The sequence below is a fragment of the Leptobacterium meishanense genome (assembly GCF_037645805.1).
GTDB lineage: Bacteria > Bacteroidota > Bacteroidia > Flavobacteriales > Flavobacteriaceae > Leptobacterium_A > Leptobacterium_A meishanense.
The window spans coordinates 174849-197483 of the sequence record NZ_JBBEXE010000001.1 but is presented as its reverse complement, the minus strand read 5'-3'; the positions used below and the strand labels follow the sequence as shown (position 1 = coordinate 197483).

Annotated in this window: 20 protein-coding genes; 7 read left to right on the top strand and 13 right to left on the bottom strand. The window is 35.2% G+C overall.

Features of this window, described 5'->3' with window-relative positions:
• The first annotated feature begins 115 nt into the window (after window positions 1–115).
• The 3 genes from ychF (at window position 116) to WBG21_RS00900 (ending at window position 5836) form a co-directional block, all read left to right on the top strand.
• Window positions 116–1207 (top strand): redox-regulated ATPase YchF, encoded by a 1092-nt coding sequence (gene ychF, locus WBG21_RS00910; protein WP_340073839.1) that lies wholly within the window; start codon window positions 116–118, stop codon window positions 1205–1207.
• Window positions 1208–1326: 119 nt separating this feature from the next.
• Complete coding sequence (locus tag WBG21_RS00905) at window positions 1327–3183, top strand: DNA topoisomerase IV subunit B (RefSeq protein WP_340073837.1); 1857 nt, start codon at window positions 1327–1329, stop codon at window positions 3181–3183.
• A gap of 25 nt (window positions 3184–3208) precedes the next feature.
• The gene (locus tag WBG21_RS00900; RefSeq protein WP_340073835.1) at window positions 3209–5836 is read left to right on the top strand and encodes a DNA gyrase/topoisomerase IV subunit A; all 2628 of its coding nucleotides are present in this window, start codon (window positions 3209–3211) and stop codon (window positions 5834–5836) included.
• Between the two features lie 11 nt (window positions 5837–5847).
• On the opposite strand, the gene WBG21_RS00895 is transcribed toward WBG21_RS00900, so the two are convergent.
• Genes WBG21_RS00895 through WBG21_RS00885 form a run of 3 tightly spaced genes read right to left on the bottom strand, consistent with a single transcriptional unit; the run spans window position 5848 to window position 7447 of the window.
• Window positions 5848–6648: a TerC family protein gene (locus tag WBG21_RS00895; protein WP_340073833.1), complete on the bottom strand. Its 801-nt coding sequence runs from the start codon at window positions 6646–6648 to the stop codon at window positions 5848–5850.
• 2 nt (window positions 6649–6650) lie between these two features.
• The gene (locus WBG21_RS00890; RefSeq protein ID WP_340073831.1) at window positions 6651–7025 is read right to left on the bottom strand and encodes a hypothetical protein; all 375 of its coding nucleotides are present in this window, start codon (window positions 7023–7025) and stop codon (window positions 6651–6653) included.
• A gap of 32 nt (window positions 7026–7057) precedes the next feature.
• A complete protein-coding gene (locus WBG21_RS00885) occupies window positions 7058–7447 on the bottom strand; it encodes a helix-turn-helix transcriptional regulator (protein WP_340073829.1) in 390 nt (129 codons plus the stop codon).
• Between the two features lie 305 nt (window positions 7448–7752).
• On the opposite strand from WBG21_RS00885, the gene WBG21_RS00880 reads away from it, so the two are divergent.
• The 3 genes from WBG21_RS00880 (at window position 7753) to WBG21_RS00870 (ending at window position 12102) form a co-directional block, all read left to right on the top strand.
• On the top strand, window positions 7753–8865 hold the full coding sequence (locus tag WBG21_RS00880) for a M14 family metallopeptidase (RefSeq protein WP_340073827.1): 1113 nt from the start codon (window positions 7753–7755) through the stop codon (window positions 8863–8865).
• A 96-nt stretch (window positions 8866–8961) separates the two neighbouring features.
• Window positions 8962–9441 carry an Lrp/AsnC family transcriptional regulator gene (locus tag WBG21_RS00875; RefSeq protein ID WP_340073825.1) on the top strand — a complete coding sequence of 160 codons (480 nt, stop codon included), beginning with the start codon at window positions 8962–8964 and terminating at the stop codon, window positions 9439–9441.
• Between the two features lie 78 nt (window positions 9442–9519).
• The gene (locus WBG21_RS00870; RefSeq protein ID WP_340073823.1) at window positions 9520–12102 is read left to right on the top strand and encodes a phosphoenolpyruvate carboxylase; all 2583 of its coding nucleotides are present in this window, start codon (window positions 9520–9522) and stop codon (window positions 12100–12102) included.
• Window positions 12103–12107: 5 nt separating this feature from the next.
• Here WBG21_RS00870 and WBG21_RS00865 read toward each other — a convergent pair whose 3' ends face one another.
• From WBG21_RS00865 to aroB, 5 genes are all read right to left on the bottom strand, one after another.
• Window positions 12108–12392, bottom strand: coding sequence for a hypothetical protein (locus tag WBG21_RS00865; protein ID WP_340073820.1), 285 nt, complete (start codon window positions 12390–12392; stop codon window positions 12108–12110).
• Window positions 12393–12466: 74 nt separating this feature from the next.
• Window positions 12467–13441: a deoxyhypusine synthase family protein gene (locus WBG21_RS00860; protein WP_340073818.1), complete on the bottom strand. Its 975-nt coding sequence runs from the start codon at window positions 13439–13441 to the stop codon at window positions 12467–12469.
• Window positions 13438–14301: an agmatinase gene (gene speB / locus WBG21_RS00855; protein WP_340073816.1), complete on the bottom strand. Its 864-nt coding sequence runs from the start codon at window positions 14299–14301 to the stop codon at window positions 13438–13440. The genes WBG21_RS00860 and speB overlap by 4 nt, the downstream gene beginning before the upstream one ends.
• The gene (locus WBG21_RS00850) at window positions 14291–15688 is read right to left on the bottom strand and encodes an arginine decarboxylase (RefSeq protein ID WP_340073814.1); all 1398 of its coding nucleotides are present in this window, start codon (window positions 15686–15688) and stop codon (window positions 14291–14293) included. Before WBG21_RS00850 ends, speB begins: the two co-directional genes overlap by 11 nt.
• Before the next feature lie 240 nt (window positions 15689–15928).
• Entirely contained in the window at window positions 15929–16996 is a 1068-nt protein-coding gene (gene aroB / locus WBG21_RS00845; RefSeq protein ID WP_340073812.1) for a 3-dehydroquinate synthase, read from the bottom strand.
• An 89-nt stretch (window positions 16997–17085) separates the two neighbouring features.
• Between aroB and WBG21_RS00840 the strand changes: the two genes are divergently transcribed.
• Window positions 17086–18264: a proline dehydrogenase family protein gene (locus tag WBG21_RS00840; protein ID WP_340073809.1), complete on the top strand. Its 1179-nt coding sequence runs from the start codon at window positions 17086–17088 to the stop codon at window positions 18262–18264.
• On the opposite strand, the gene WBG21_RS00835 is transcribed toward WBG21_RS00840, so the two are convergent.
• The 5 genes from WBG21_RS00835 to porX form a co-directional block, all read right to left on the bottom strand.
• Complete coding sequence (locus WBG21_RS00835; RefSeq protein ID WP_340073806.1) at window positions 18253–18615, bottom strand: DUF4258 domain-containing protein; 363 nt, start codon at window positions 18613–18615, stop codon at window positions 18253–18255. The genes WBG21_RS00840 and WBG21_RS00835 overlap by 12 nt on opposite strands.
• Window positions 18615–19814, bottom strand: a complete 1200-nt coding sequence (locus tag WBG21_RS00830; RefSeq protein WP_340073804.1) for an alanine dehydrogenase — start codon at window positions 19812–19814, stop codon at window positions 18615–18617. The genes WBG21_RS00835 and WBG21_RS00830 overlap by 1 nt, the downstream gene beginning before the upstream one ends.
• A gap of 12 nt (window positions 19815–19826) precedes the next feature.
• A complete protein-coding gene (locus WBG21_RS00825; RefSeq protein ID WP_340073803.1) occupies window positions 19827–20405 on the bottom strand; it encodes a hypothetical protein in 579 nt (192 codons plus the stop codon).
• Between the two features lie 266 nt (window positions 20406–20671).
• Window positions 20672–21073, bottom strand: coding sequence for a tRNA (adenosine(37)-N6)-threonylcarbamoyltransferase complex ATPase subunit type 1 TsaE (gene tsaE, locus WBG21_RS00820; RefSeq protein WP_340073801.1), 402 nt, complete (start codon window positions 21071–21073; stop codon window positions 20672–20674).
• Between the two features lie 6 nt (window positions 21074–21079).
• Window positions 21080–22627, bottom strand: a complete 1548-nt coding sequence (gene porX, locus WBG21_RS00815) for a T9SS response regulator signal transducer PorX (protein WP_340073799.1) — start codon at window positions 22625–22627, stop codon at window positions 21080–21082.
• Window positions 22628–22635 lie beyond the last annotated feature (8 nt).

The window sequence follows — 22635 nt, the reverse complement described above, 5'->3', positions numbered from 1 at the left end:
ACAAGTTTTTATATTGTAATCAATAATGAGTTCATGATAGATAAAATCATATTTTAAGAATGTCAGATTTTTTATTTAAAAACCCATTATCTTTGCGCCTTTAAAATAGTATTGTATGAAGGCTGGTATTGTAGGGTTGCCCAATGTGGGAAAATCAACATTGTTTAATTGTTTATCAAATGCGAAGGCACAAAGCGCCAATTTTCCTTTTTGCACTATAGAGCCTAACTTGGGGGTGGTCAATGTTCCTGATGCACGATTGGAAAAACTGGAAACGTTGGTGAATCCGGAACGTGTAGTGCCGGCCACCGTAGAGATTGTGGATATTGCCGGCTTGGTGAAAGGGGCCAGTAAAGGGGAAGGTTTGGGAAATCAATTTTTAGGAAATATTCGTGAATGCCATGCTATCATCCATGTGTTACGTTGTTTTGATAACGATAATATTGTGCATGTAGATGGAAATGTTGATCCAATACGTGATAAAGAAACTATTGATATAGAACTGCAGCTAAAAGACTTGGAAACTATTGAAAAAAGGTTAGAGAAAATTAATAGAGCGGCTAAAACAGGTGATAAGCAAGCTATAAAAGAGCAAACAACCTTAACCAAATTTAAAACATCCTTAGAATCCGGTATTTCTGCGAGGGCTGTTGAGGTCAACGAAGATGAAGCAGTGTTTATGAAATCATTTCAGCTACTCACCGCAAAACCAATTTTATATGTATGTAACGTGGATGAAGCTGCTGCAAAAGATGGAAACGTATATGTTGACAAAGTAAAAGAACTCGTAAAAGATGAAAATGCAGAAGTCATTGTATTGGCTGTAGCTACTGAAGCTGATATTGCAGAATTAGAGAGTTATGAGGAGCGACAGTTGTTCCTTGAAGATATTGGACTGGAAGAGCCCGGGGTTTCCCGATTAATACGCACTGCCTACAAATTATTGAACCTTCAAACATATTTTACGGCAGGGGTAAAAGAAGTACGTGCTTGGACCATTCCAATAGGCGCTACGGCACCACAAGCAGCGGGGGTTATCCATACTGATTTTGAAAAAGGGTTTATCCGTGCTGAAGTTATTTCTTATAGCGACTATGTGCAATATGGTAGTGAGGCTAAAGTTAAAGAAGCCGGAAAAATGCGTGTAGAAGGAAAAGAGTATATTGTAAAAGATGGTGATGTGATGCATTTTCGTTTTAATGTATAAAACTGCTATTTAGCTTCTCAACAACACGTATTTTTTATTGTTAATTAATTTATACAACCTAAGTTTCATATTTTTACGTTGAGTTGTTATATTAGCAACGAAACCCCTATAGTTTTTATATGGCACAAACTTCTCAATATACTGAAGAAAATATCCGATCACTTGATTGGAAGGAGCATATCCGTATGCGCCCCGGAATGTATATTGGAAAATTAGGCGACGGTTCTTCTGCCGATGATGGTATCTATATCCTTTTGAAGGAGGTGCTGGACAATTGTATTGATGAATATGTCATGGGAGCCGGCAAAACCATTGAAATTGTTATCAAGGATAACCATGTAAGTGTTCGCGATTATGGTCGTGGAATCCCTTTAGGGAAAGTAGTGGATGTGGTCTCAAAAATGAATACCGGAGGAAAATATGATACACGTGCATTCAAAAAGTCAGTAGGGTTAAACGGGGTAGGAACCAAAGCCGTAAATGCACTTTCTGCATATTTCAAGGTAGAATCTAATAGAGATAACCAAAGTAAGGTTGCTGAATTTGAAAAAGGCGATTTAATAAAAGATGAGCCTGTCATTGGTTCCTCCAGACGTCGGGGCACTAAGGTTACATTTGTGCCGGACGAATCTATCTTTAAACACTACAAATACCGGAATGAATATGTAGAGAAGATGCTTAAGAATTATGTCTATCTCAATCCGGGATTGACCATATTGTTTAACGGAGAAAAGTATTATTCGGAAAATGGATTAAAAGACCTTCTAGAGGATACTACTAATAAGGAAGACATGTTGTACCCGATCATCCATTTAAAAGGTGATGATATAGAGGTAGCACTTACACACAGTAAAACACAGTATAGCGAAGAGTACCATTCGTTTGTAAACGGCCAAAACACAACACAAGGAGGCACACATTTATTAGCCTTTAGAGAAGCCATCGTAAAGACGGTCCGTGAATTTTATGGTAAGAATTATGATGCATCAGATGTTCGGAAATCCATTATTTCGGCAATTTCGATCAAAGTAATGGAGCCTGTCTTTGAAAGCCAGACAAAGACAAAATTAGGCTCTACCGATATGGGAGGAGGACTGCCAACGGTCCGAACGTACATCAATGACTTTGTAGGGACACAGCTAGATAATTACCTCCATAAAAATCCGGAAGCAGCAGAGAAAATACAGCGGAAAATTTTACAAGCGGAACGAGAACGAAAAGAGCTTTCAGGAATCCGAAAATTAGCTAAAGAGCGTGCTAAAAAAGCGAGCCTTCACAATAAAAAATTACGAGACTGTCGGGTTCATTTAGACAATATGAAGAATGACCGGCGTTTAGAAACAACTTTATTTATAACAGAGGGCGACTCTGCTTCGGGCTCTATCACAAAATCTAGGGATGTAAATACACAAGCAGTATTCAGTCTCAGAGGAAAACCTTTAAACTCCTATGGGATGTCCAAAAAGATTGTGTACGAAAACGAAGAATTCAATTTATTGCAAGCCGCATTAAACATTGAAGAATCTTTAGAAGATCTTCGTTATAACAATATTGTAATTGCTACAGACGCAGATGTAGATGGCATGCATATCCGGCTATTGCTCATTACTTTCTTCTTACAGTTTTTCCCTGAACTTATTAAAGAAGGGCACTTGTATATCCTTCAAACCCCTTTGTTTAGGGTTCGTGACAAAAAACAAACCATTTATTGTTATAGTGAAGAAGAAAAGAAAGAAGCTATTAATTCTTTAAAAGGGAAACCAGAAATTACCCGTTTTAAAGGATTGGGAGAAATATCTCCGGATGAGTTCAAACATTTCATCGGTGATGATATCCGCTTAGACCCTGTAATGTTAGATAAAGCCATGTCCATCGAAAATTTGTTACAATTTTACATGGGAAAGAACACACAAGACCGCCAAGAGTTTATCATCAAAAACCTTAAAGTAGAACTAGATATAGTAGAGGATAATTAAATATAAATCAACTGACTGATATTTGATGGAGGAGCATATACAACCCGATAACGAACATCTAAATAACGAAGACCCCCAACAAGATACCATTACCCGGGTAACCGGAATGTACAAAGACTGGTTTTTAGATTATGCATCCTATGTGATATTGGAACGTGCCGTGCCTGCGATAGAAGATGGCTTTAAACCGGTACAACGCCGTATCATGCATGCTTTAAAAGAATTGGATGATGGTCGTTACAATAAAGTGGCCAATGTAGTAGGGCATACCATGCAGTACCATCCACACGGAGACGCCAGTATCGCAGATGCCATGGTGCAAATAGGGCAAAAAGACCTTTTAATTGATACACAAGGAAACTGGGGAAATATTTTAACAGGAGATGGAGCAGCCGCTTCTAGATATATAGAGGCCCGCCTATCAAAATTTGCCTTAGAGGTTGTTTTCAGCCCAAAAATTACGGAATGGCAGTTGAGTTATGACGGGCGAAAAAAAGAACCAGTAAACCTCCCTGTAAAGTTTCCATTATTATTGGCTCAAGGGGCGGAAGGAATTGCTGTTGGACTTTCTACCAAAATACTTCCTCATAACTTTAACGAACTTATTGATGCTTCTGTCAAACATTTAAAAGGGAAGAAATTTACATTATACCCTGATTTCCCCACTGCAGGTATTATGGATGTAGGGAATTACAATGATGGAGAACGCGGTGGAAAAATCCGTATCCGTGCTAAAATTTCACAAGTTGATAAAAATACGTTGACAATTACAGAAATACCATTTGGTACGAACACGTCATCCCTTATAGACTCTATCCTTAAAGCAAACGACAAAGGAAAGATCAAAATCAAAAAAATAGAAGACAATACAGCGGCAGAGGTAGAAATTTTGATCCATTTGCCTTCCGGTATATCTCCTGATAAGACGATCGATGCACTTTATGCTTTTACAGCCTGTGAATCTTCCATTTCTCCACTGGCATGCATTATAGAAGACAACAAGCCTATATTTATTGGAGTTTCTGAAATGTTAAGGCGTTCTACTGACCATACAGTTGAATTATTGAAAAGTGAATTAGAAATTCAATTGGAAGAGCTAGAAGAACAGTGGCATTTTGCATCATTAGAACGGATTTTTATAGAAAACCGTATTTACCGAGATATTGAAGAAGAAGACACCTGGGAAGGTGTATTAAATGCTATAGACAAGGGGTTACAGCCGCATATCAAACATCTAAAACGTGCAGTTACAGAAGAAGATATCGTTCGGCTTACTGAGATTAGAATTAAACGGATCTCAAAATTTGATATCGATAAGGCCCAACAAAAGATAGAAGCGCTTGAAGGTGCTATTGCAGAAGTAAAAAAACAGTTAAACAATCTTATTGATTATGCCATCGATTATTTCACAAACCTTAAGAAAACTTATGGGGGAGGACGTGAGCGAAAGACAGAAATACGGGTATTTGATGATATTGAGGCCACTAAGGTGGTAATACGAAACACGAAACTTTATGTAAACCGGGCAGAAGGGTTTATCGGGACATCGCTCCGACGCGATGAATATGTGACAGATTGCAGCGATATAGATGATATTATAGTGTTTACTAAGGAAGGGAAGATGATGGTTACAAAAGTAGACACCAAGACTTTTGTCGGTAAGGATATTATACATGTGGCGGTCTTTAAAAAGAACGATAAACGCACCATCTATAATATGATCTATAAAGATGGCAAAGGAGGGGCTAGCTATATTAAACGCTTTTATGTAAGTGGTGTAACGCGCGATCGTGAGTATGACCTTGCACAAGAAAAGAAAGGGTCGGAAGTGTTATACCTTTCTGCAAACCCAAATGGAGAAGCTGAAATTATAACAATCAATCTTCGTCAGGCCGGAAGCATTAAAAAGCTCAAATGGGACATTGATTTCGCTGATGTGCTTATCAAAGGCAGAAACTCCAAAGGAAATATCGTTACAAAATATACCGTAAAGCGTATCGAGCTTAAAGAAAAAGGGGTTTCTACATTAAAACCCAGGAAAATATGGTTTGATGAAACCGTTCAACGCTTAAACACCGATGGTAGAGGAGAGTTGCTAGGAGCATTTAAAGGAGATGACCGGCTACTTGTTATCACTCAAAAAGGGGTGATAAAAACAATCATCCCGGAGCTCACAACACATTTTGATGACGATATGATTGTTTTGGAAAAATGGCACCCAAAAAAGCCTATTTCGGCTATCTATTATGACGGAGAAAAAGAACGTTGTTTTATCAAACGGTTTCTTGTTGAGAATGAAAACAAAGAAGAATTGTTTATTACAGAGCACCCTAAGTCACAACTAGAGCTAGTAGCTACTGATTGGCGGCCTGTTGCAGAAGTACTATATATGAAGCAACGTGGCAAGGAACAACACCCTGCTGAAACCATTGATTTAGAGCAATTCATAGCTGTTAAAGGAATTAAGGCATTGGGCAATCAATTGACCAAAGAAAAAGTCAAACAAATTAATCTTTTAGACCCATTACCTTATGAAGAACCCGAAGAGAACGCACCTGAAAATATTGAAGTTGTTGATGAAGAGGCAGTCACAGGAACAGAAGGGCATGAAAAACCATCATCTGATGGGCAGACTACATTAGAATTGGAATAATTTTCAAGGGTTTACTTTTCTTTTAGCGTAACCTTTTTTTTGAAGCGCATGTTTAAAAATTCGACTAATAACGAAAAGGCAATAGCAAAATACAAATAGCCTTTAGGAATAGCTCCTATTTCCTGATTGAACACAACAGTATGTGAGAGGTGGCTTGATTCTGCTATGAGCATGAACCCAATAAGGATTAGAAAAGCCATGCCTAAGAGCTGTATAGAAGGATGCTTATTAATAAATACCCGTACAGGGTTTGCAAAAAGCATCATCACAATTATAGAAATAACAACTGCAATAATCATTAATAATAGGGCGTGATCCGGATTTTCGGAAATACCGTTGGTCATACCCACTGCCGTTAAAATAGAATCGATAGAGAAGATAAAATCAATTATAATAATTTGAAATATTGCTCTGGACAAAGAGGTGATGTTTTTATTTTTTATTGTATGTTCATCATGTTCCGGCATTTCTATTTTTTCATGGATTTCAGACGTGCTTTTATACAATAGAAATAACCCTCCAAAAAGTAGAATAATACTTTGACCACTAACCCCCATAGATATCCAATCAGTTTTTAAATGATAGAAAGGTTCTTTTAAACTCACTAAAAATGATACGGCGAATAACAAAATAATCCGTTGTACCATGGCCAATAGAAGACCAAGATTGGTAGCCTTTCGTTGTTGATGTTCGGGCAGCTTGTTAGCAGCTATAGAGATAAAAACGATATTGTCGATCCCTAAAACAATTTCTAAGAACGTAAGTGTTAATAATGCAACCCACGCATCAGCACTAGCAAAAATTTCAAACATAGTTAGTCTATTTTTTTAGCAACTCCCCGTTGCTTGTTTTTTGTATCTCCCACAATGGCATACTCAAAAGTATAAGAATCTTTTGTAGTAGCAATTATTTTTATATGGACAGCTTTCTGTTCAGACAATGAGGTGGGGTATAACTTTTTTACAATAAATTCACAATCGTTCACCCATCTGATTGAAGAAGTGTCAGTAGTACTATTTGTATAAGCAATTTCTATAGAATCGTTTCTGATAAACATATCTGTAGTTTCTTTACCTTCTATGATATATGAAAACTCAAAAGTACCTGTTCTGAAGTCACTACATACACGTTCAGGCTGATAGCATGAAACTGTAAGCATCCCTATAATAAGTAAAATATAAACTCTCATAAAACTATACAGAATTGGAGGAAAATTAAAAATCAATTATGATATTCATCAAAACTCCCGTCATGATACAAAATTACAATCTTTTGAATTTCTTTCTTTTTAATTTTTGTTGTTTCTGGTAAAATTTCTTGTTCCTGAGAATATTCTTTATGAAAGCGTGGAGTGGTAATGGTGTTTGTGTCACTATCGGTATCATTTACTGGAAATGGATCTTTACCTAGCAATAACCAATCAAATGAAACCTCGGGAAATATGGTAATTATTTTTAAAACAAATTCAAGACTAGGTTTATTTCGTCCGGATAAGATATGCGAAATAGAGGATCGCTGCACAGCTACTTTATCTGCAAAAGCTGCGGCTGATAAATCATAATAATCTAGCAAATATTTTAAACGAGTTACAAAATCTGATTTGTTTAACATTGTAAAATACAAATTGTTTTTTAATATTGAAAGATAAAGATACAAAATTCCTTAATAACAAATTTAATAAAATATTTTTAAATTATATATTCAAATATGAATATATAAATTATTGAAAATAAGTATATTAAATATTAATTAATAAATATTAAAACCATTTGTTTACAATAGTAAATTTATAGAATATGCTATTTACATCAATATTCGATTAAAGACTATTAAGTGTTTACTTTTGTAACAATTAACTTATTTACTTTTGTAATCTAATCTATTGTTGAATGTTGAATAGTTCCTCTTTAACTAAAATGTACGTGCAATCCTTTGAGAAGTCACTAAAAGGGCGCTATGTCAATTTAAAAACAATTACTCCTTTATTAGAAAACATTGATAAGACTGTTCAGGTGCAGAAAATTGGAAAATCTGTTGAAGAACGTACTATTTACAAAATTTCATTAGGTAGCGGTTCCATAAAGGTTCTTATGTGGTCGCAAATGCACGGAAATGAATCTACCACTACAAAAGCTGTTTTTGACCTTATCAATTATCTGCGAAACGGATCAGAGGAGGTAAAAGAAATTTTAACTAAATGCCAGTTACATATAATCCCAATGCTTAACCCTGATGGTGCTGAGGTATACACACGAGAAAATGCCAATAAAGTAGACCTTAACAGGGATGCTCAAACCTTATCACAGCCTGAAAGCATTATACTACGAAAAACTTTTGATGATATTTGCCCTCATTTTTGTTTTAATTTACATGATCAACGTACTATTTTCAGTGCCGGAAATGCCCCATTACCTGCTACAATATCATTTTTAGCACCTGCAGCAGACAAAAAGCATACAGTTACAGAAAGTCGAAAAGCAGCAATGAAGCTTATTGTTGCTATGAATGCACTTCTTGAGCATGTTATTCTCGGACAAATAGGAAGGTACGATGATTCATTTAACTCAAATTGCGTAGGAGATACTTTTCAATCTATGGGAGTGCCTACGATACTTTTTGAGGCCGGGCATTTTCAGTATGACTATGATAGGGAAAAAACCAGAGAATTTATTTTCTATGCATTAATAGGGGCATTAAATAGCATCTCTTCTGATACGCTATCACAATATGAACATAATAGCTACTTTGAAATCCCTGAAAATCAAAAAAAATTTTATGATGTTATTATCAAAAATGTGCATGTTATTGGTGATAAAGAAAAAAGAATTTCAGCTGTTGGGGTTTTGTATAAAGAACTATTAAAAAAGGGGGCTATTAAATTCATCCCCCAGGTAGAGAAAATAGGGGACTTAAGCACTTATTATGCTCATAAAACTATAGCATTAAGCCCATCAACCATTTCTATCCATCAAAAAATGATTACTCCAGACTGGGTAAGCCAAATTTTAAAGAATAATCAAAGTTTTTAGTCATTGTATGCAAGATATTGATAGAAAAGATCAAAATATCCAATTATTTTTATTTTTTTTGTGTAATTATAGCATAGCTAAAATGATATAAGAGATATGGCAAAGTTCAAATTGGATGAAATTGATCACCAAATATTAGATATGTTGATTGATAATACGCGTACACCTTTTACGGACATCGCTAAAAAATTGCTTATATCGGCAGGTACGGTACATGTCCGGGTAAAAAAAATGGAAGACGCGGGTATTATAAAAGGATCTTCATTAACCTTAGATTATGAAAAGTTAGGCTATTCCTTTATAGCATATGTAGGTATCTTTTTAGAAAAAACATATCAGACTAAATTTGTATTGGAGCGGCTTAGAGAAATACCTTATATAACTGTTGCGCACATTACTACCGGGAAGTTTAACATCTTTTGTAAAGCTAGAGCCAAAGACACGCAGCATGCTAAAGAAATAATTTTTAAAATAGATGATATTGATGGTGTGACCCGAACAGAAACGATGATTTCTTTAGAAGAAAGCATTAACGATAAAAAACGATTAATGCATAGGATATTTAATGAATTATAAAACATTTGTTTAAAGTATAACATAAAAACCCTTTCAGTTGTGTAATTGAAAGGGTATTTTTGTAATAAAACAAATGCTATGCTCAGGAAACCAAAGTTAGATCGGTTCAATGAAAATGTGTTGTCAAAGTATCAGATATACAACAGCATTTTTATGACATTGCCATTTGATGATATAACTAATACAGGAGTTTTATTACCATTATTTAGTGATGTTTGTGAAAAAGGATATGAAGAGAATAATAATCCTACTGAAATAGTAAATACATTTTTTTCAAAATACGAAGAAGGAGCAAATGAGAATGACAAAATAAATTTACTATTTCGTTTTATTCAATATATAGAACGACAAGTAGTCTTGTTTGATGCTATAGAAGATGCAGCGTTCTCAGTAATCAACAACATGGAAGGCCATGGTACTTTAAGGAGTATAAAAGAAGAGGCTGCTGCTAAAAACAAAATGCAAGAGTTACAAAAGTATTTGCAGACATTCAACATACGGCCGGTTTTAACAGCCCACCCTACGCAATTCTATCCTGGCCCTGTATTGGGTATTATTACTGATTTAGCAAAAGCAATTGAAGAAAATGATTTTACTGCTATTAAAAAACTGCTCGCACAATTAGGGAAAACCCCCTTTTTTAAAAAACAAAAACCAACGCCCTATGACGAAGCCGTCAGCTTAGTATGGTACCTTGAAAATGTATTTTACCAATCGGCCAGTAAAATATATGAATATATTCAAAATAATATTTTTGAAGACTCCCCGATAGATAACCATATTATAAATTTAGGGTTCTGGCCGGGAGGAGACAGAGATGGCAACCCTTTTGTAACAACAGAAATAACATTAAAAGTAGCTGAACGGCTTCGCGGAAGTATTATACGGAATTATTACCGAGACATTCGTTTATTGAAAAGAAGAATAACATTCGATAAAGTAGATATATTGGTTACTGAGGTTGAGTTGCAGCTATACAATAACATTTTTTCAGACAATAAAGCCTCTATGTCGAAAGAAGTGCTTTTAGAAAAGCTGCATCAAATTAAAAACATACTTAAAAAAAAGCATCAATCACTATTTGTTGATGAAGTCCAGATATTAATCAATAAAGTCAATCTTTTTGGACTTTATTTTGCAACGCTTGATATACGGCAAGATTCCCGGGTACACCATACCGTTTTAACCAATATTATAGAAGAAACACATAAAATCGGATCAGGTATTTTCCCTGAAAATTACCTACAGCTACCCGAAGAAGAACAAATAAAAGTATTAGAAAATGTAAGTGAAAAATTAAATCCTGACATTTTTTCCAATGAAACTACCAGAAATACTATAGAGTCTATCTATGCCATGAAAACCATCCAAAAACAAAACGGGGAACAAGGAGCCAACCGCTATATTATTAGTAACAATAGAGGGGCTCTAAACGTGATGGAAGTATTTGCCATGATTCGTTTATGTGATTGGAAAACCCCTTCGGTAGATATTATCCCTTTATTTGAAACGGTTGATGATCTTACGACAGCAGGGAGGGCTATGAAAACACTTTATACAAATGATGCTTATGCTGCACATTTGAAACGAAGGGGAAACAAGCAAATCATTATGCTTGGTTTTTCTGATGGAACTAAAGATGGAGGATATCTAATGGCTAATTGGAGCATTTTTAAAGCAAAAGAAGCTCTTACGGAAATATCAAGGAAATATAATATTAAAGTGATATTTTTTGATGGGAGGGGTGGGCCACCAGCAAGAGGAGGAGGAAAGACACATCAATTTTATGCCTCGTTAGGACCTACAATAGAAGCAGAAGAAGTGCAATTGACGATACAGGGGCAAACAATTAGTTCGAATTTCGGAACGCTTAACTCTTGCCAATATAATATGGAGCAGCTGCTCAGTTCAGGTATTATAAACAAGTTGTTTGAAAATGAAAAAAATAAGTTGACCCCGGAAGATAGAGCTACTATGGAGCGATTGGCTGAAATCAGCTATGAAGCCTATAAAAATTTTAAAAGACACCCAAAGTTTATACCATATCTGGAAAAAATGAGCACGCTTAAATATTATGCGAAAACTAACATCGGAAGCCGTCCATCCAAAAGAGGTAAATCCGATAAACTTGTTTTTTCAGACCTTAGGGCCATTCCTTTTGTAGGGGGATGGAGCCAATTGAAACAAAATGTTCCGGGTTTTTATGGTGTTGGCATTGCTATTGAAGCCTTTGCTAAAAATAATGAACTGGAAAAAGTACAATCCTTATACAATCATTCTGCTTTTTTTCGTGCACTGTTGGAAAATAGCATGATGAGTTTAACAAAGTCCTTTTTTAAACTCACAGCATATATGAAGGAAGATATAGAGTTTGGTGAATTCTGGAATAGTATTCATGAAGAATATGAGAGAAGCAAACAAATGATATTGAAAGTGACAAACTATAAGACACTTATGGAGGACAGCCCTTCTATGAAAGCATCTATTGGAGTACGCGAAAAGATCGTTTTACCATTACTTACCATTCAGCAATATGCCTTAAGAAAGATACAAGCAATTGAAAAGGGTGGAGGGGCAAACGAGAAATTACTTAAAGTATATGAAAAGATGGTAACCCGATCATTATTTGGGAATATTAATGCAAGTAGAAATTCTGCTTAATTAAATCATTCTTCTTCCTGTTCATTTTCATCAGGGATTTCTATATCGTCAGAAGACTGGAAATCATCATCGTCTTCTTCATAGTTTTCCATCGTATTTGCTAAGCGTGTACTCACTTTCACTAAATAAGTAGTGTCTTCTGTACGTACTTCTACAGCTTCTACAGTTTCATTATTGGCATTCTTGAACCTGATGATATCATCATCGCCATATCCGTCAGGATATTTTTCAACCAACAATGATAAGATTTCGTTTGTAAGTTTTTTATAATCAACTATTACACGTTTCATATATTGATTAAGATTGGTTAGTATAAATGTAAATCAAAAAAAATATTTTACGCAATAGTTTGTCAAAATAAATTTCACATATCTAGAATATAAGCAAATATGAGTGGCGCTACTATGGTAGCATCAGATTCAATAATGAATTTAGGGGTATCGATGTCTAGTTTTCCCCAAGTAATTTTCTCATTAGGGACTGCCCCTGAGTATGACCCATAGCTAGTTGTAGAATCTGATATCTGACAAAAATAACTCCAAAAAGGAACATCGTGCATTTCCATGTCTTGATAGAGCATTGGAACCACACATATGGGAAAATCACCTGCAATACCTCCACCTATCTGAAAAAAACCAACTCCTTCCCCTGAGTTTTTTGAGTACCACTCTGCTAAAAACACCATATATTCAATTCCACTTTTCATGGTGCTGGCTTGCAGTTCCCCTTTAATAACATATGAAGCAAAAATATTGCCCATGGTGCTGTCTTCCCAACCGGGGACTACCATAGGAAGGTTTTTCTCTGCAGCTGCGTACATCCATGAGTCTTTCAAGTCTATTTCATAATATTCTTCCAATACTCCCGACAATAACATTTTATACATGAACTCATGGGGAAAATAGCGCGCTCCTTTATCATCTGCATCTTTCCATAATTTATAGATGTGTTTTTGAAGTCTTCTAAAGGCTTCTTCTTCCGGAATACAGGTATCTGTAACTCTGTTAAGTCCTTTTTCCAATAAACCCCATTCTTGTTTAGGGGTAAGGTCTCGATAATCGGGAATACGTTTGTAATGTGAATGGGCAACCAAATTCATAATATCTTCCTCTAAATTTGCTCCCGTACATGAGATAATATGTACTTTATCTTGGCGGATCATTTCAGCTAGGATTTTCCCTAATTCTCCAGTACTCATGGCGCCGGCAAGTGTTATCATCATCTTTGAACCGGCATTCAGTTGTTGCTCATATGCTTTGGCAGCATCAACCAATGCAGCAGCATTAAAATGCAGGTAATATTTTTCTATAAAGTCGGAAATAGGCCCTTTTGTACTCATGAGATGGTGTATTTAAATTTATATGCAAGCATTTTATAGTAGAGTTTTGCAGCCAAAAAATCCGAAGATTTTTCAATTGTATTAGGGCATAGTTCCATAATATCAAAACCTACTACGGTCTTCTTTTTAAATATTTTTTTCAAAAACATTAATGTTTCGTACCACAATAACCCTCCAGGTTCAGGAGTCCCTGTAGCGGGTAGGATAGAGGGATCAAAACCATCTAGATCAATAGTAACAAATACATTTTCTGTCATTTGATGTATAGCATTATCTATCCAATCATCGTCATCTAATAATTGATGTGCAAAATATACTTGATTTTCATCCATGTGTTGAAGCTCTTCAACATCCATACTCCTTATCCCTACTTGAATTAGGTTGGTAGTTTTACTAGCTTCATAAACAGCGCAAGCATGATTACAGGTACTGCCTTCATATTCTGGGCGGAGGTCTGCATGGGCATCTATTTGTACAACCGTAAGATTGTCAAAACATTCTCTAAAAGCTCTAATAGTACCAATCGTAATGGAGTGTTCCCCTCCAAATACCGTTACGAATTTCTTCTGCTGAATATAATTTTTAGTGGTTTTATGTACAGTGTCTACCATCTTTTCCGGAGAAGAACTTTCGGTTATGGGAGGAGCAAGGTATATTCCTTTTTTATATGGCTCGGTACGCGTTTCGATATCAAACAACTCCATATTTTCAGATGCATGTAAAAAAGCTTCCGGGCCTCTATCAGCCCCTTTTTGCCAAGTACTTGTCCCATCATAGGGAACAGGTATTAGAACAACATAGGCATCTTCTAACCGGGCATATTTTTCAGGAATCCCTGCATATGTCTTTTTACTTTTCATAGCCTAATATTTTTAGCATATTTTCCGCTTTCTGTTGTTCAGAAAACAGGGAAGTGATTATATTTCCATTCTCGTCTTTGTCTATAAGAATATATTGTGGTTCGGGGATTAGGCAGTGATGTAATCCTCCATAACCGCCTATAGTTTCTTGATAGGCACCGGTGTTAAAAAAACCAATATATAACGGTTTGCCTTTGTTGAACTTTGGTAAATATATGGCATTCATGTTTTGCTCACTGTTGTAATAATCGTCACTGTCACAAGTCAAACCACCAAGTAACACACGTTCATACTCGTCATTCCATCTGTTTATCGCCAACAGAATAAAACGTTTATTAATAGCCCATGTGTCAGGTAATGTGGTAATAAAAGAAGAATTGATCATGTTCCATTTTTCACGGTCATTTTGCTGTTTTTGGTATAACACTTCATATATAGCCCCGCCACTTTCACCTACTGTAAAACTTCCAAATTCTGTAAAAATGTTAGGAACAGGAACTTCGGCTTCTTCGCATGTCACCTTTATCTGATTGATAATTTCGTCGACCATATATTCATAGTCATATTCAAAAGCAAGGGAATTTTTAACAGGAAAGCCTCCCCCTATATTCAAGCTATCTAATGTAGGGCATATTTTTCTCAGCTGTGTGTAGACTTTTAAACACTTTAAGAGTTCATTCCAATAATAAGCATTGTCCCGTATACCGGTATTAATAAAAAAATGAAGCATTTTGAGTGTTACTCTTTTTTGGTCTTTAATTTCTCTATTATAAAAGGGAACGATGTTTTTATAACCAATTCCCAACCTACTTGTATAAAACTCAAACTTAGGTTCTTCTTCTGAGGCAATACGTATTCCGACTTCAAATTTTCTATCAATGCTTTCCAATAAAAGGTCTAATTCTTCATAATTATCTATTATGGGTACACAGTTATGGTGCCCGCTATTTATAAGATTAGCAATGTTAGTTATGTATTGATCACGCTTGAAGCCGTTACAGAGGATATAAGTGTCATTTGTTACTGTGCCTTGTTGTTTTAATTTGTTTACTATGTTTAAATCAAACGCAGAGGACGTTTCAATGTGAATGTCATTTTTTAATGCTTCGGTCATTACATGTTCAAAATGGGAACTTTTGGTACAATAGCAATAATGATAACTACCTTCATATTTATGTTTAGCCATTGCTTTGCTGAACCATATTTTTGCTTTATTGATGTTGTTAGATATTTGAGGTAAATATGTGAATTTTAACGGGGTTCCATATTTTTTGATGAGTTCCATTAAATCAACTCCCCTAAACAATAAATGTTCCTTGTCTAAAGTAAATTCTTCTTGAGGGAAGTAATAGGTTTGATCTATTAGATCGATATATTTATTTTTCATTGCTGTTTATTAGTTCAATTATAAAAAATTAGAGGGAAATGTACATGGATGCAAAATTCAAATTCGCAACATATAAAAAACACACCTGAAAATAATACAGGGAATTTTTAATTGAATTTCCATATTTACCCGGGTTCTCAGCTCCTGAGAAATAAAGAAAAACAATGTTCTTTCTTTAGTATGCCCGTAATGAAGAATTGTATTCATTATAAAAATACAAACACAATGTATTGATATTCTTTAATTTAAATAATAATAAAACGCTTCTTTTATTAATTGACGATCCACTTTTTTATCTATTACCGGTTGAGCAATAGTTTTCAATAATACAAAATTAACAACTCCTTCCGAATTTTTTTTATCGTATTGTAAAAGTGCTATAATTTCATCAATATCAGTATGTGATATTTGTTTTTTTTCAAAAAAAGAAAAAATAGTTTCTTTAATAGTTTTCAATGTATCTTTTGATAGCCCTTCTTGGACAGAAGAAATATAGCTTTCCAGAAGCATGCCTATTGCTATGGCCTCTCCATGTAAAACTCCTTCCTTATTTCCCTTTTTTAAATAATGGGACTCTATTGCATGGCCTAGCGTATGTCCGTAATTCAATATCTTACGACGGTTTTGTTCTTTAGGGTCTTCATTTACGATTGTACTTTTGATCACTACAGAATCATATACCAGCCTTCTTGAGGGTATAGTCCCTTTCTGAAGCAGGGAAACAGCGTCCCAATGATCCTTATTATGTATAAGCCCATGTTTCAACATTTCTGCAATACCGTTTGTTATATGGTTTTTCGGTAATGTTATGAGATATTGGGGATCTACAATTACAAATTGTGGAGCAGCAAAAACCCCCACCTGATTTTTTAAAATACCCAAATCAACACCTGTTTTTCCTCCAACAGAAGCATCTACCATAGCCAGAAGAGAGGTGGGGATGTTTATAAAACGAATACCTCGCATATATGTAGCTGCTACAAAGCCTCCTAAGTCAGTTACAACACCACCTCCAAGATTAATAATAAGGCTTTTACGGTCTGCACCGTGTAATGATAGCCTTTCCCATATATAAGAACATGTAGTTATGTTCTTGTAGGTTTCTCCGGGTTGTATTTCAATGACAATTATGTTTTCGAGTTTCTGGATGCGATCTAAAAAATAGGGCAAGCATTCCTTTTTTGTATGGCTGTCAACAATTACAAATAGCTTGGAGGAATTTTGTTCCTTGATATACTGACAAAGGAAGTTGTATGAGTCGTTATCAAACAATATCGGCGATTCATTTGTAACTATTGGCTTGAGCATGTTTTTCTTTTAATGAGTAGCCAAAATAAAAAGATTTTACAGAAAAAATAGTTTTCTATAAGTATATTTGCTCACATTTTTAGCATTTAATGAATAAATTATTTGACAATACTGAAATTGCGTTTGCCAGCAAATCAAATACAGAATTAAAAAAAACGTTTCTCCTCTTCAAAATTATAGCAAATCCTTTATTGGTGAAGCTAGGAACGAACGTAGTAAATTTTCTTTTGAGAATGCACCTCCCAATAAAAGGGATCATTAAAAGCACTATTTTTAAACAGTTTTGCGGAGGAACCACAGTGCATGAGTGTGAAACAATCATAAAAAACCTAAGCAGTAGTAATATCTCCTCTATTTTGGATTACTCGGTAGAAGGAAAGATTTCAGAAGTTGATTTTGAAAGGGCTGCTGCTAAAAAGTGTGAATTGATAATGTTGGCCTCTAAAAATAGGCATATATCATTTGTTGCAATGAAACCAACTGCTTTAGGTCGTTTTGCTTTGTGGGAGAAAATTACTGCAAATGATAGCCTTTCAGACAAAGAAGAAGAAGAATGGCGAAATATTCAAAGACGCATTCAGCAAATATGTCATAAAGCATATGAACAGGATGTTCCCGTATTAATAGACGCCGAGGAATCCTGGATGCAAGATGCCGCAGACGAACTTGTGGAGGAAATGATGAAGTTATATAATAAAGAATCGGTCATTGTTTACAATACAATTCAATGTTATCGATGGGACCGGTTGCAGTATGTAAAACATCTTAAAGAAAAAGCGGTAAAAAGCAACTTTTTAATAGGCACAAAGCTTGTGAGGGGTGCATATATGGAAAAAGAGAACCTTCGTGCTATGGAAATGGGCCGCAAATCGCCTATATGCGAAAGCAAAGAAGCCACGGATTCTATGTTTAATGATGTACTTACTTATGTTTTGGATAATTTAGATGTTTTTTCGCTTTTTGTAGGATCGCACAATGAAGAAAGTACATATTTGGCAATAGAATTAATGAAAAGCAAAGGATTAGCCAATCACCATAAACAAATATGGTTTGGGCAATTGTATGGTATGAGTGAACAAATAACATATAACCTAGCAGCAAAGGGTTACAATGCTACAAAATTAATCCCTTTTGGCCCAATTAGAGAAGTAATTCCGTATTTAACTAGAAGGGCTCAGGAAAACACCTCTGTAGCAGGGCAAAGTAACAGAGAGCTATCACTTTTACAACAAGAAATGAAGAGGAGAAATATCCGGTTATTGTTTTAATTCTATTTTTTGCACAATAGCTGTGCTGTCACAATTTTTAATAGTAACTTCTGTATTTTTTTCTTGATAACTTCCTGAAATAATATACTTTTTGCAGGGCTTAGTTTTTGTGTCACTCTTCGAAAAACTCACTTTTCCTTTGGTTAGTATATAATTAAACAAGTTTGTGTCAATTTCTTGTCCTTGCAACTTTTCATTAAAAGACAATTTTTTTGACCGTATATTTTTTAACACTCTGCAATTTGGTGAATAGCAAAAAGTAGTGTTTTTCTCTTTGAGAACATATGCCAAAATAATTAACCCTATAGCAAATCCAACTAAATAAAACCCAATCCTTCGGAGTAGTGTCATTAAAAAATCAATAAGTTAATATCACTGTGTGGTAAATCGAACCATTCGGCGACAGAGCGACTTGTCAGTATTCCGTGATAAAAATACAACCCGTTTCTCAATCCCTTGTCAAAACGAAGCGAATTTTCCAAACCGCCATCTTCCCCGATCTTTAATAAATATGGTGTAAACATATTGCTAATCGATATAGAAGCCGTTCTGGAATAACGAGAAGGGATATTGGGTACACAATAGTGCAATACACCATGTTTTTCAAACACCGGATTATCATGTGTCGTAATTTCGCTGGTTTCAAAACATCCTCCCATATCAATACTTACATCTATAACGACAGCTCCTTTTTTCATGTTTTCTACCATTGCTTCATTTACAATAACAGGGGCTCTGCTTTTTCCCTTAGCGGCTGCTATAGCCACATCACAACGTTTTAATGCTTTTAACAAGGTTTTTGGTTGTAACGTAGAAGTGTACAGTTGCCTTCCCAGATTCAACTGAATAGTTCGCAACCGGGTCACTGAATTGTCAAATATTTTGATAGTTGCCCCAAGCCCTAATGCAGCCCGTGCGGCAAATTCACCAACAGTTCCTGCTCCAATGATCACAACATCTACAGGGGGAACACCTGTAATATTTCCAAACATTAACCGGTTACCATATTCGCCATTGGTCATTATTTCTGCAGCGATTAGCACTGATGCCGTGCCGGCAATTTCACTTAGTGCTCGAACAGCTGGATAATTACCATCTTCATCTTTTATATACTCAAAACCGATGGCAGTAATTCGTTTTTTGGCAAGTTCTTCAAAGTATTTCTTGCTTCGGGTCTTTATCTGTAGTGCAGAAATAAGGATGGCTTGTGGGTTCATGTATCCTATCTCCTGTAATGTGGGAGGTTCTACTTTTAAAATAATTGGGCAAGAAAATATTTTTTTAGTATCATTGGTTACTTCTGCACCTGCATCGCTATATTCTTTATCTGTAAAATTGGCAGCTTCTCCTGCATCAGACTCTATCATAACCCTGTGTCCATGTGAGGCAAGTGCGTTTATGGCATCTGGGGTAAGACATACACGTTTTTCTTGATAGGCTGTTTCTTTTGGGATACCAATAAATAGCTCACCTTTTTTTTTGGCAATTTCCAGAGTTTCTTCTTGAGGCAATAATTGCTGACGGGTAAAAGGGGACATTGGTTTACTCATATAGCCAAATTATTAATGGATATCAGAGAGCCGTTTTTTACGTGCTGCTTCTTTTTCCTTTTTTTCTTCCCGTTCCCGTTGTTTGTATTCGTCCAGTTCACGCTCAATCTCTTTTAGATCAATACCATAGACCAATTTATCAAAAAGTTTGATACGGATCAAATAAACAATGGGCGTTACTACCATAACGACAGGAATCAACCAAATAATTTCATTTTCATCCATAATGGATGAATCATTATTTATGGCTGTAAAAAATTGAAAAGCATACATAGCGATGGGAATAAGAATCGCATGGTACCACCAATGTTTACATGTAATAAACCATAATATGAATAAATATAGGGGAACTATTTTACTAACATATATCCATACAGCTACTATTATACTAGAAAATCCGTTCTTTGTGAGTGTAAAGAACGGAGTCTCTATAGCTTCTTTATTAGGAATTATTGTATATACGTATATTATAAAAGGTGATAATATTATAAGTAGTACGGCTATAGAATCAAATAAAAATTTTGATTTAACGTATATCGGAGACTTTAATTTTTGCTTTTTCGACTCCTTCCGTGTATAGGTTGTCTTCATCGGCTACGCTGTTTGGACTGCAAGATACAAATAATGTAGTAGCTATAAATGCGATGGCGAGTAAAAATTTTCCAGTTTTCATGATGTTTTGCGTTTATTGGTTATTGAACATCACAAACTTATGGAGAAAAAAAATAAGCGTATAAAAAACTTTTGTTGTATATTTGTCGATTTTTTTAAGCAGTTAATCGACATAATATAGAGGGTGAGTGATTAAATACCGGGACAAATGTAGTGAAAAAAATAAACAATCAGCAACATCTTTATCAAAACTTTGCTGTTCTTTCATGGTCATTAATGACTTTTAAATAAACTTTATGAGCATCAAAGGGAATTAAGTTTGGAATTTTTTCAGGCCATTCTATAAATAGATACCCATCCTTTTCTAAATAGGCTTCAAAACCTATATCCAACGCTTCATTTTCATTATTGATACGGTACATATCAAAATGATAAATCCGAACATCATTTGTTAGATATTCATTTACAAGGCTAAAACTAGGACTCGACATGGGATGTGTTACTCCTAATTGTTTTGCCATACTTTTAATCAAGGTTGTTTTTCCTACACCCATATCGCCGTAAAACAGAAAAACTTTGCCGCTACAATACGCTAATATTTTCTTGGCAATGGTATCTATATCTTCTAGCTTATATGTAATTGTCATCTATTCTTATTTGGGCTGCATTACCACAAAAGGAATAATCATCTCTTCAAGAGAAATACCCCCATGTTGATATGTGTTCCGGTAATAGCTTACGTAGTGATTATAATTGTTTGGGTACGCAAAAAACAGATCTTCTTTTGCAAAAATAAACGAACTGCTCATGTTTATTGCTGGAAGGTGAATGGTTTTTGGGTTTTTAACAGCGTAAACTTCTTTCTCATTATACGTAAGGCTTCTACCTGTTTTATAGCGTAAATTAAGACTGGTCTCTTTATCACCTACTACTTTTGAAGGGTTCTTTACATTGATTGTTCCATGATCGGTAGTTATGATAAGCTTAAAACCAAATGATTGTGATTGTTGGATGATTTCTAGTAGCGGAGAATTTTTAAACCAACTTTGCGTAAGCGATCGGTATGCCTTATCATTGGACGCTAATTCTTTAATCACTTCCATTTCTGTTTTTGAATGCGAAAGCATATCCACAAAATTGTAAACCACAACTGTTAGGTCATTTTTTTCTTGTGATTTAAAATTCTCGGCAAGTTTTTTTCCCGATTTTACATTCGATATTTTATGATACTCCCAATTAAGAGAAAGCCCGAGCCGTTTGAGCTGTGCTTCTAAAAATTCTTTTTCATATAGGTTTTTGCCTCCTTCATCAGTATCGTTTCTCCATAGGGTTGGATATAATTGTTCCATATCTGCTGGCATTAACCCTGAAAAAATAGCATTTCGAGCATATTGTGTAGCTGTTGGAAGAATACTATAATACAGTTCCTCATTTGATTTTTTATAATGAGTCCCGATGGAACCCTCAAGTGCTTTCCATTGGTCTAAACGCAAATTATCAATCACTACAAGCAATGTGGGGACTTCACGAGATAACTCGGGGGCAATTCGTTCTTTAAAAAGCGTATGGGACATTACAGGAGGGTTAGCGTCTTTAAACCACAAATCATAATGCCTTTCAATGAATTTACCAAATTGCATATTAGCCTCTGTTTTTTGAGACTCTAGTATTTCAAACATTCCGGAATCCTCAATGGTTTCCAGTTCCATCTCCCAAAAAACAAGTCGATTATAGAGTTCTGCCCAGCCTTCATATGAATTCACCGAGGCCATATCCATAGCAATTTTTCGAAATTCTTGCTGATAATTAGCAGTTGTTTTTTCAGTAACTAATCTTGAATGGTCCAAATTCTTCTTGAGGCTTAATAGAATTTGATTTGGATTTACAGGTTTTATCAAATAATCAGAGATTTTTCCGCCAATGGCCTCTTCCATAATATATTCTTCTTCATTTTTGGTAATCATTACAACTGGAAGATTAGGCTTCATTGTTTTAATTTCAGTGAGTGTCTCTAAGCCGGTAATGCCTGGCATGTTTTCATCCAGAAAAACAATATCATAATCGTTGTTTTTTATATCTTCAAGTGCTTCTCTGCCACTTCGGCAAGTAGCAACATCATAATTTTTGTTTTGTAAGAAAAGAATATGTGGTTTTAGGAGTTCAATTTCATCATCTACCCACAATATTTTAATATGATTCATATATGTAT

What these genes read in the sequence shown, in the direction of transcription:
- ychF (WP_340073839.1), top strand. Translation starts at nt 116, where the DNA reads ATGAAGGCTGGTATTGTAGGGTTGCCCAATGTGGGAAAATCAACATTG.
- WBG21_RS00905 (WP_340073837.1), top strand. Translation starts at nt 1,327, where the DNA reads ATGGCACAAACTTCTCAATATACTGAAGAAAATATCCGATCACTTGAT.
- WBG21_RS00900 (WP_340073835.1), top strand. Translation starts at nt 3,209, where the DNA reads ATGGAGGAGCATATACAACCCGATAACGAACATCTAAATAACGAAGAC.
- WBG21_RS00895 (WP_340073833.1), bottom strand. Translation starts at nt 6,648, where the DNA reads ATGTTTGAAATTTTTGCTAGTGCTGATGCGTGGGTTGCATTATTAACA.
- WBG21_RS00890 (WP_340073831.1), bottom strand. Translation starts at nt 7,025, where the DNA reads ATGAGAGTTTATATTTTACTTATTATAGGGATGCTTACAGTTTCATGC.
- WBG21_RS00885 (WP_340073829.1), bottom strand. Translation starts at nt 7,447, where the DNA reads ATGTTAAACAAATCAGATTTTGTAACTCGTTTAAAATATTTGCTAGAT.
- WBG21_RS00880 (WP_340073827.1), top strand. Translation starts at nt 7,753, where the DNA reads ATGTACGTGCAATCCTTTGAGAAGTCACTAAAAGGGCGCTATGTCAAT.
- WBG21_RS00875 (WP_340073825.1), top strand. Translation starts at nt 8,962, where the DNA reads ATGGCAAAGTTCAAATTGGATGAAATTGATCACCAAATATTAGATATG.
- WBG21_RS00870 (WP_340073823.1), top strand. Translation starts at nt 9,520, where the DNA reads ATGCTCAGGAAACCAAAGTTAGATCGGTTCAATGAAAATGTGTTGTCA.
- WBG21_RS00865 (WP_340073820.1), bottom strand. Translation starts at nt 12,392, where the DNA reads ATGAAACGTGTAATAGTTGATTATAAAAAACTTACAAACGAAATCTTA.
- WBG21_RS00860 (WP_340073818.1), bottom strand. Translation starts at nt 13,441, where the DNA reads ATGAGTACAAAAGGGCCTATTTCCGACTTTATAGAAAAATATTACCTG.
- speB (WP_340073816.1), bottom strand. Translation starts at nt 14,301, where the DNA reads ATGAAAAGTAAAAAGACATATGCAGGGATTCCTGAAAAATATGCCCGG.
- WBG21_RS00850 (WP_340073814.1), bottom strand. Translation starts at nt 15,688, where the DNA reads ATGAAAAATAAATATATCGATCTAATAGATCAAACCTATTACTTCCCT.
- aroB (WP_340073812.1), bottom strand. Translation starts at nt 16,996, where the DNA reads ATGCTCAAGCCAATAGTTACAAATGAATCGCCGATATTGTTTGATAAC.
- WBG21_RS00840 (WP_340073809.1), top strand. Translation starts at nt 17,086, where the DNA reads ATGAATAAATTATTTGACAATACTGAAATTGCGTTTGCCAGCAAATCA.
- WBG21_RS00835 (WP_340073806.1), bottom strand. Translation starts at nt 18,615, where the DNA reads ATGACACTACTCCGAAGGATTGGGTTTTATTTAGTTGGATTTGCTATA.
- WBG21_RS00830 (WP_340073804.1), bottom strand. Translation starts at nt 19,814, where the DNA reads ATGAGTAAACCAATGTCCCCTTTTACCCGTCAGCAATTATTGCCTCAA.
- WBG21_RS00825 (WP_340073803.1), bottom strand. Translation starts at nt 20,405, where the DNA reads ATGAAGACAACCTATACACGGAAGGAGTCGAAAAAGCAAAAATTAAAG.
- tsaE (WP_340073801.1), bottom strand. Translation starts at nt 21,073, where the DNA reads ATGACAATTACATATAAGCTAGAAGATATAGATACCATTGCCAAGAAA.
- porX (WP_340073799.1), bottom strand. Translation starts at nt 22,627, where the DNA reads ATGAATCATATTAAAATATTGTGGGTAGATGATGAAATTGAACTCCTA.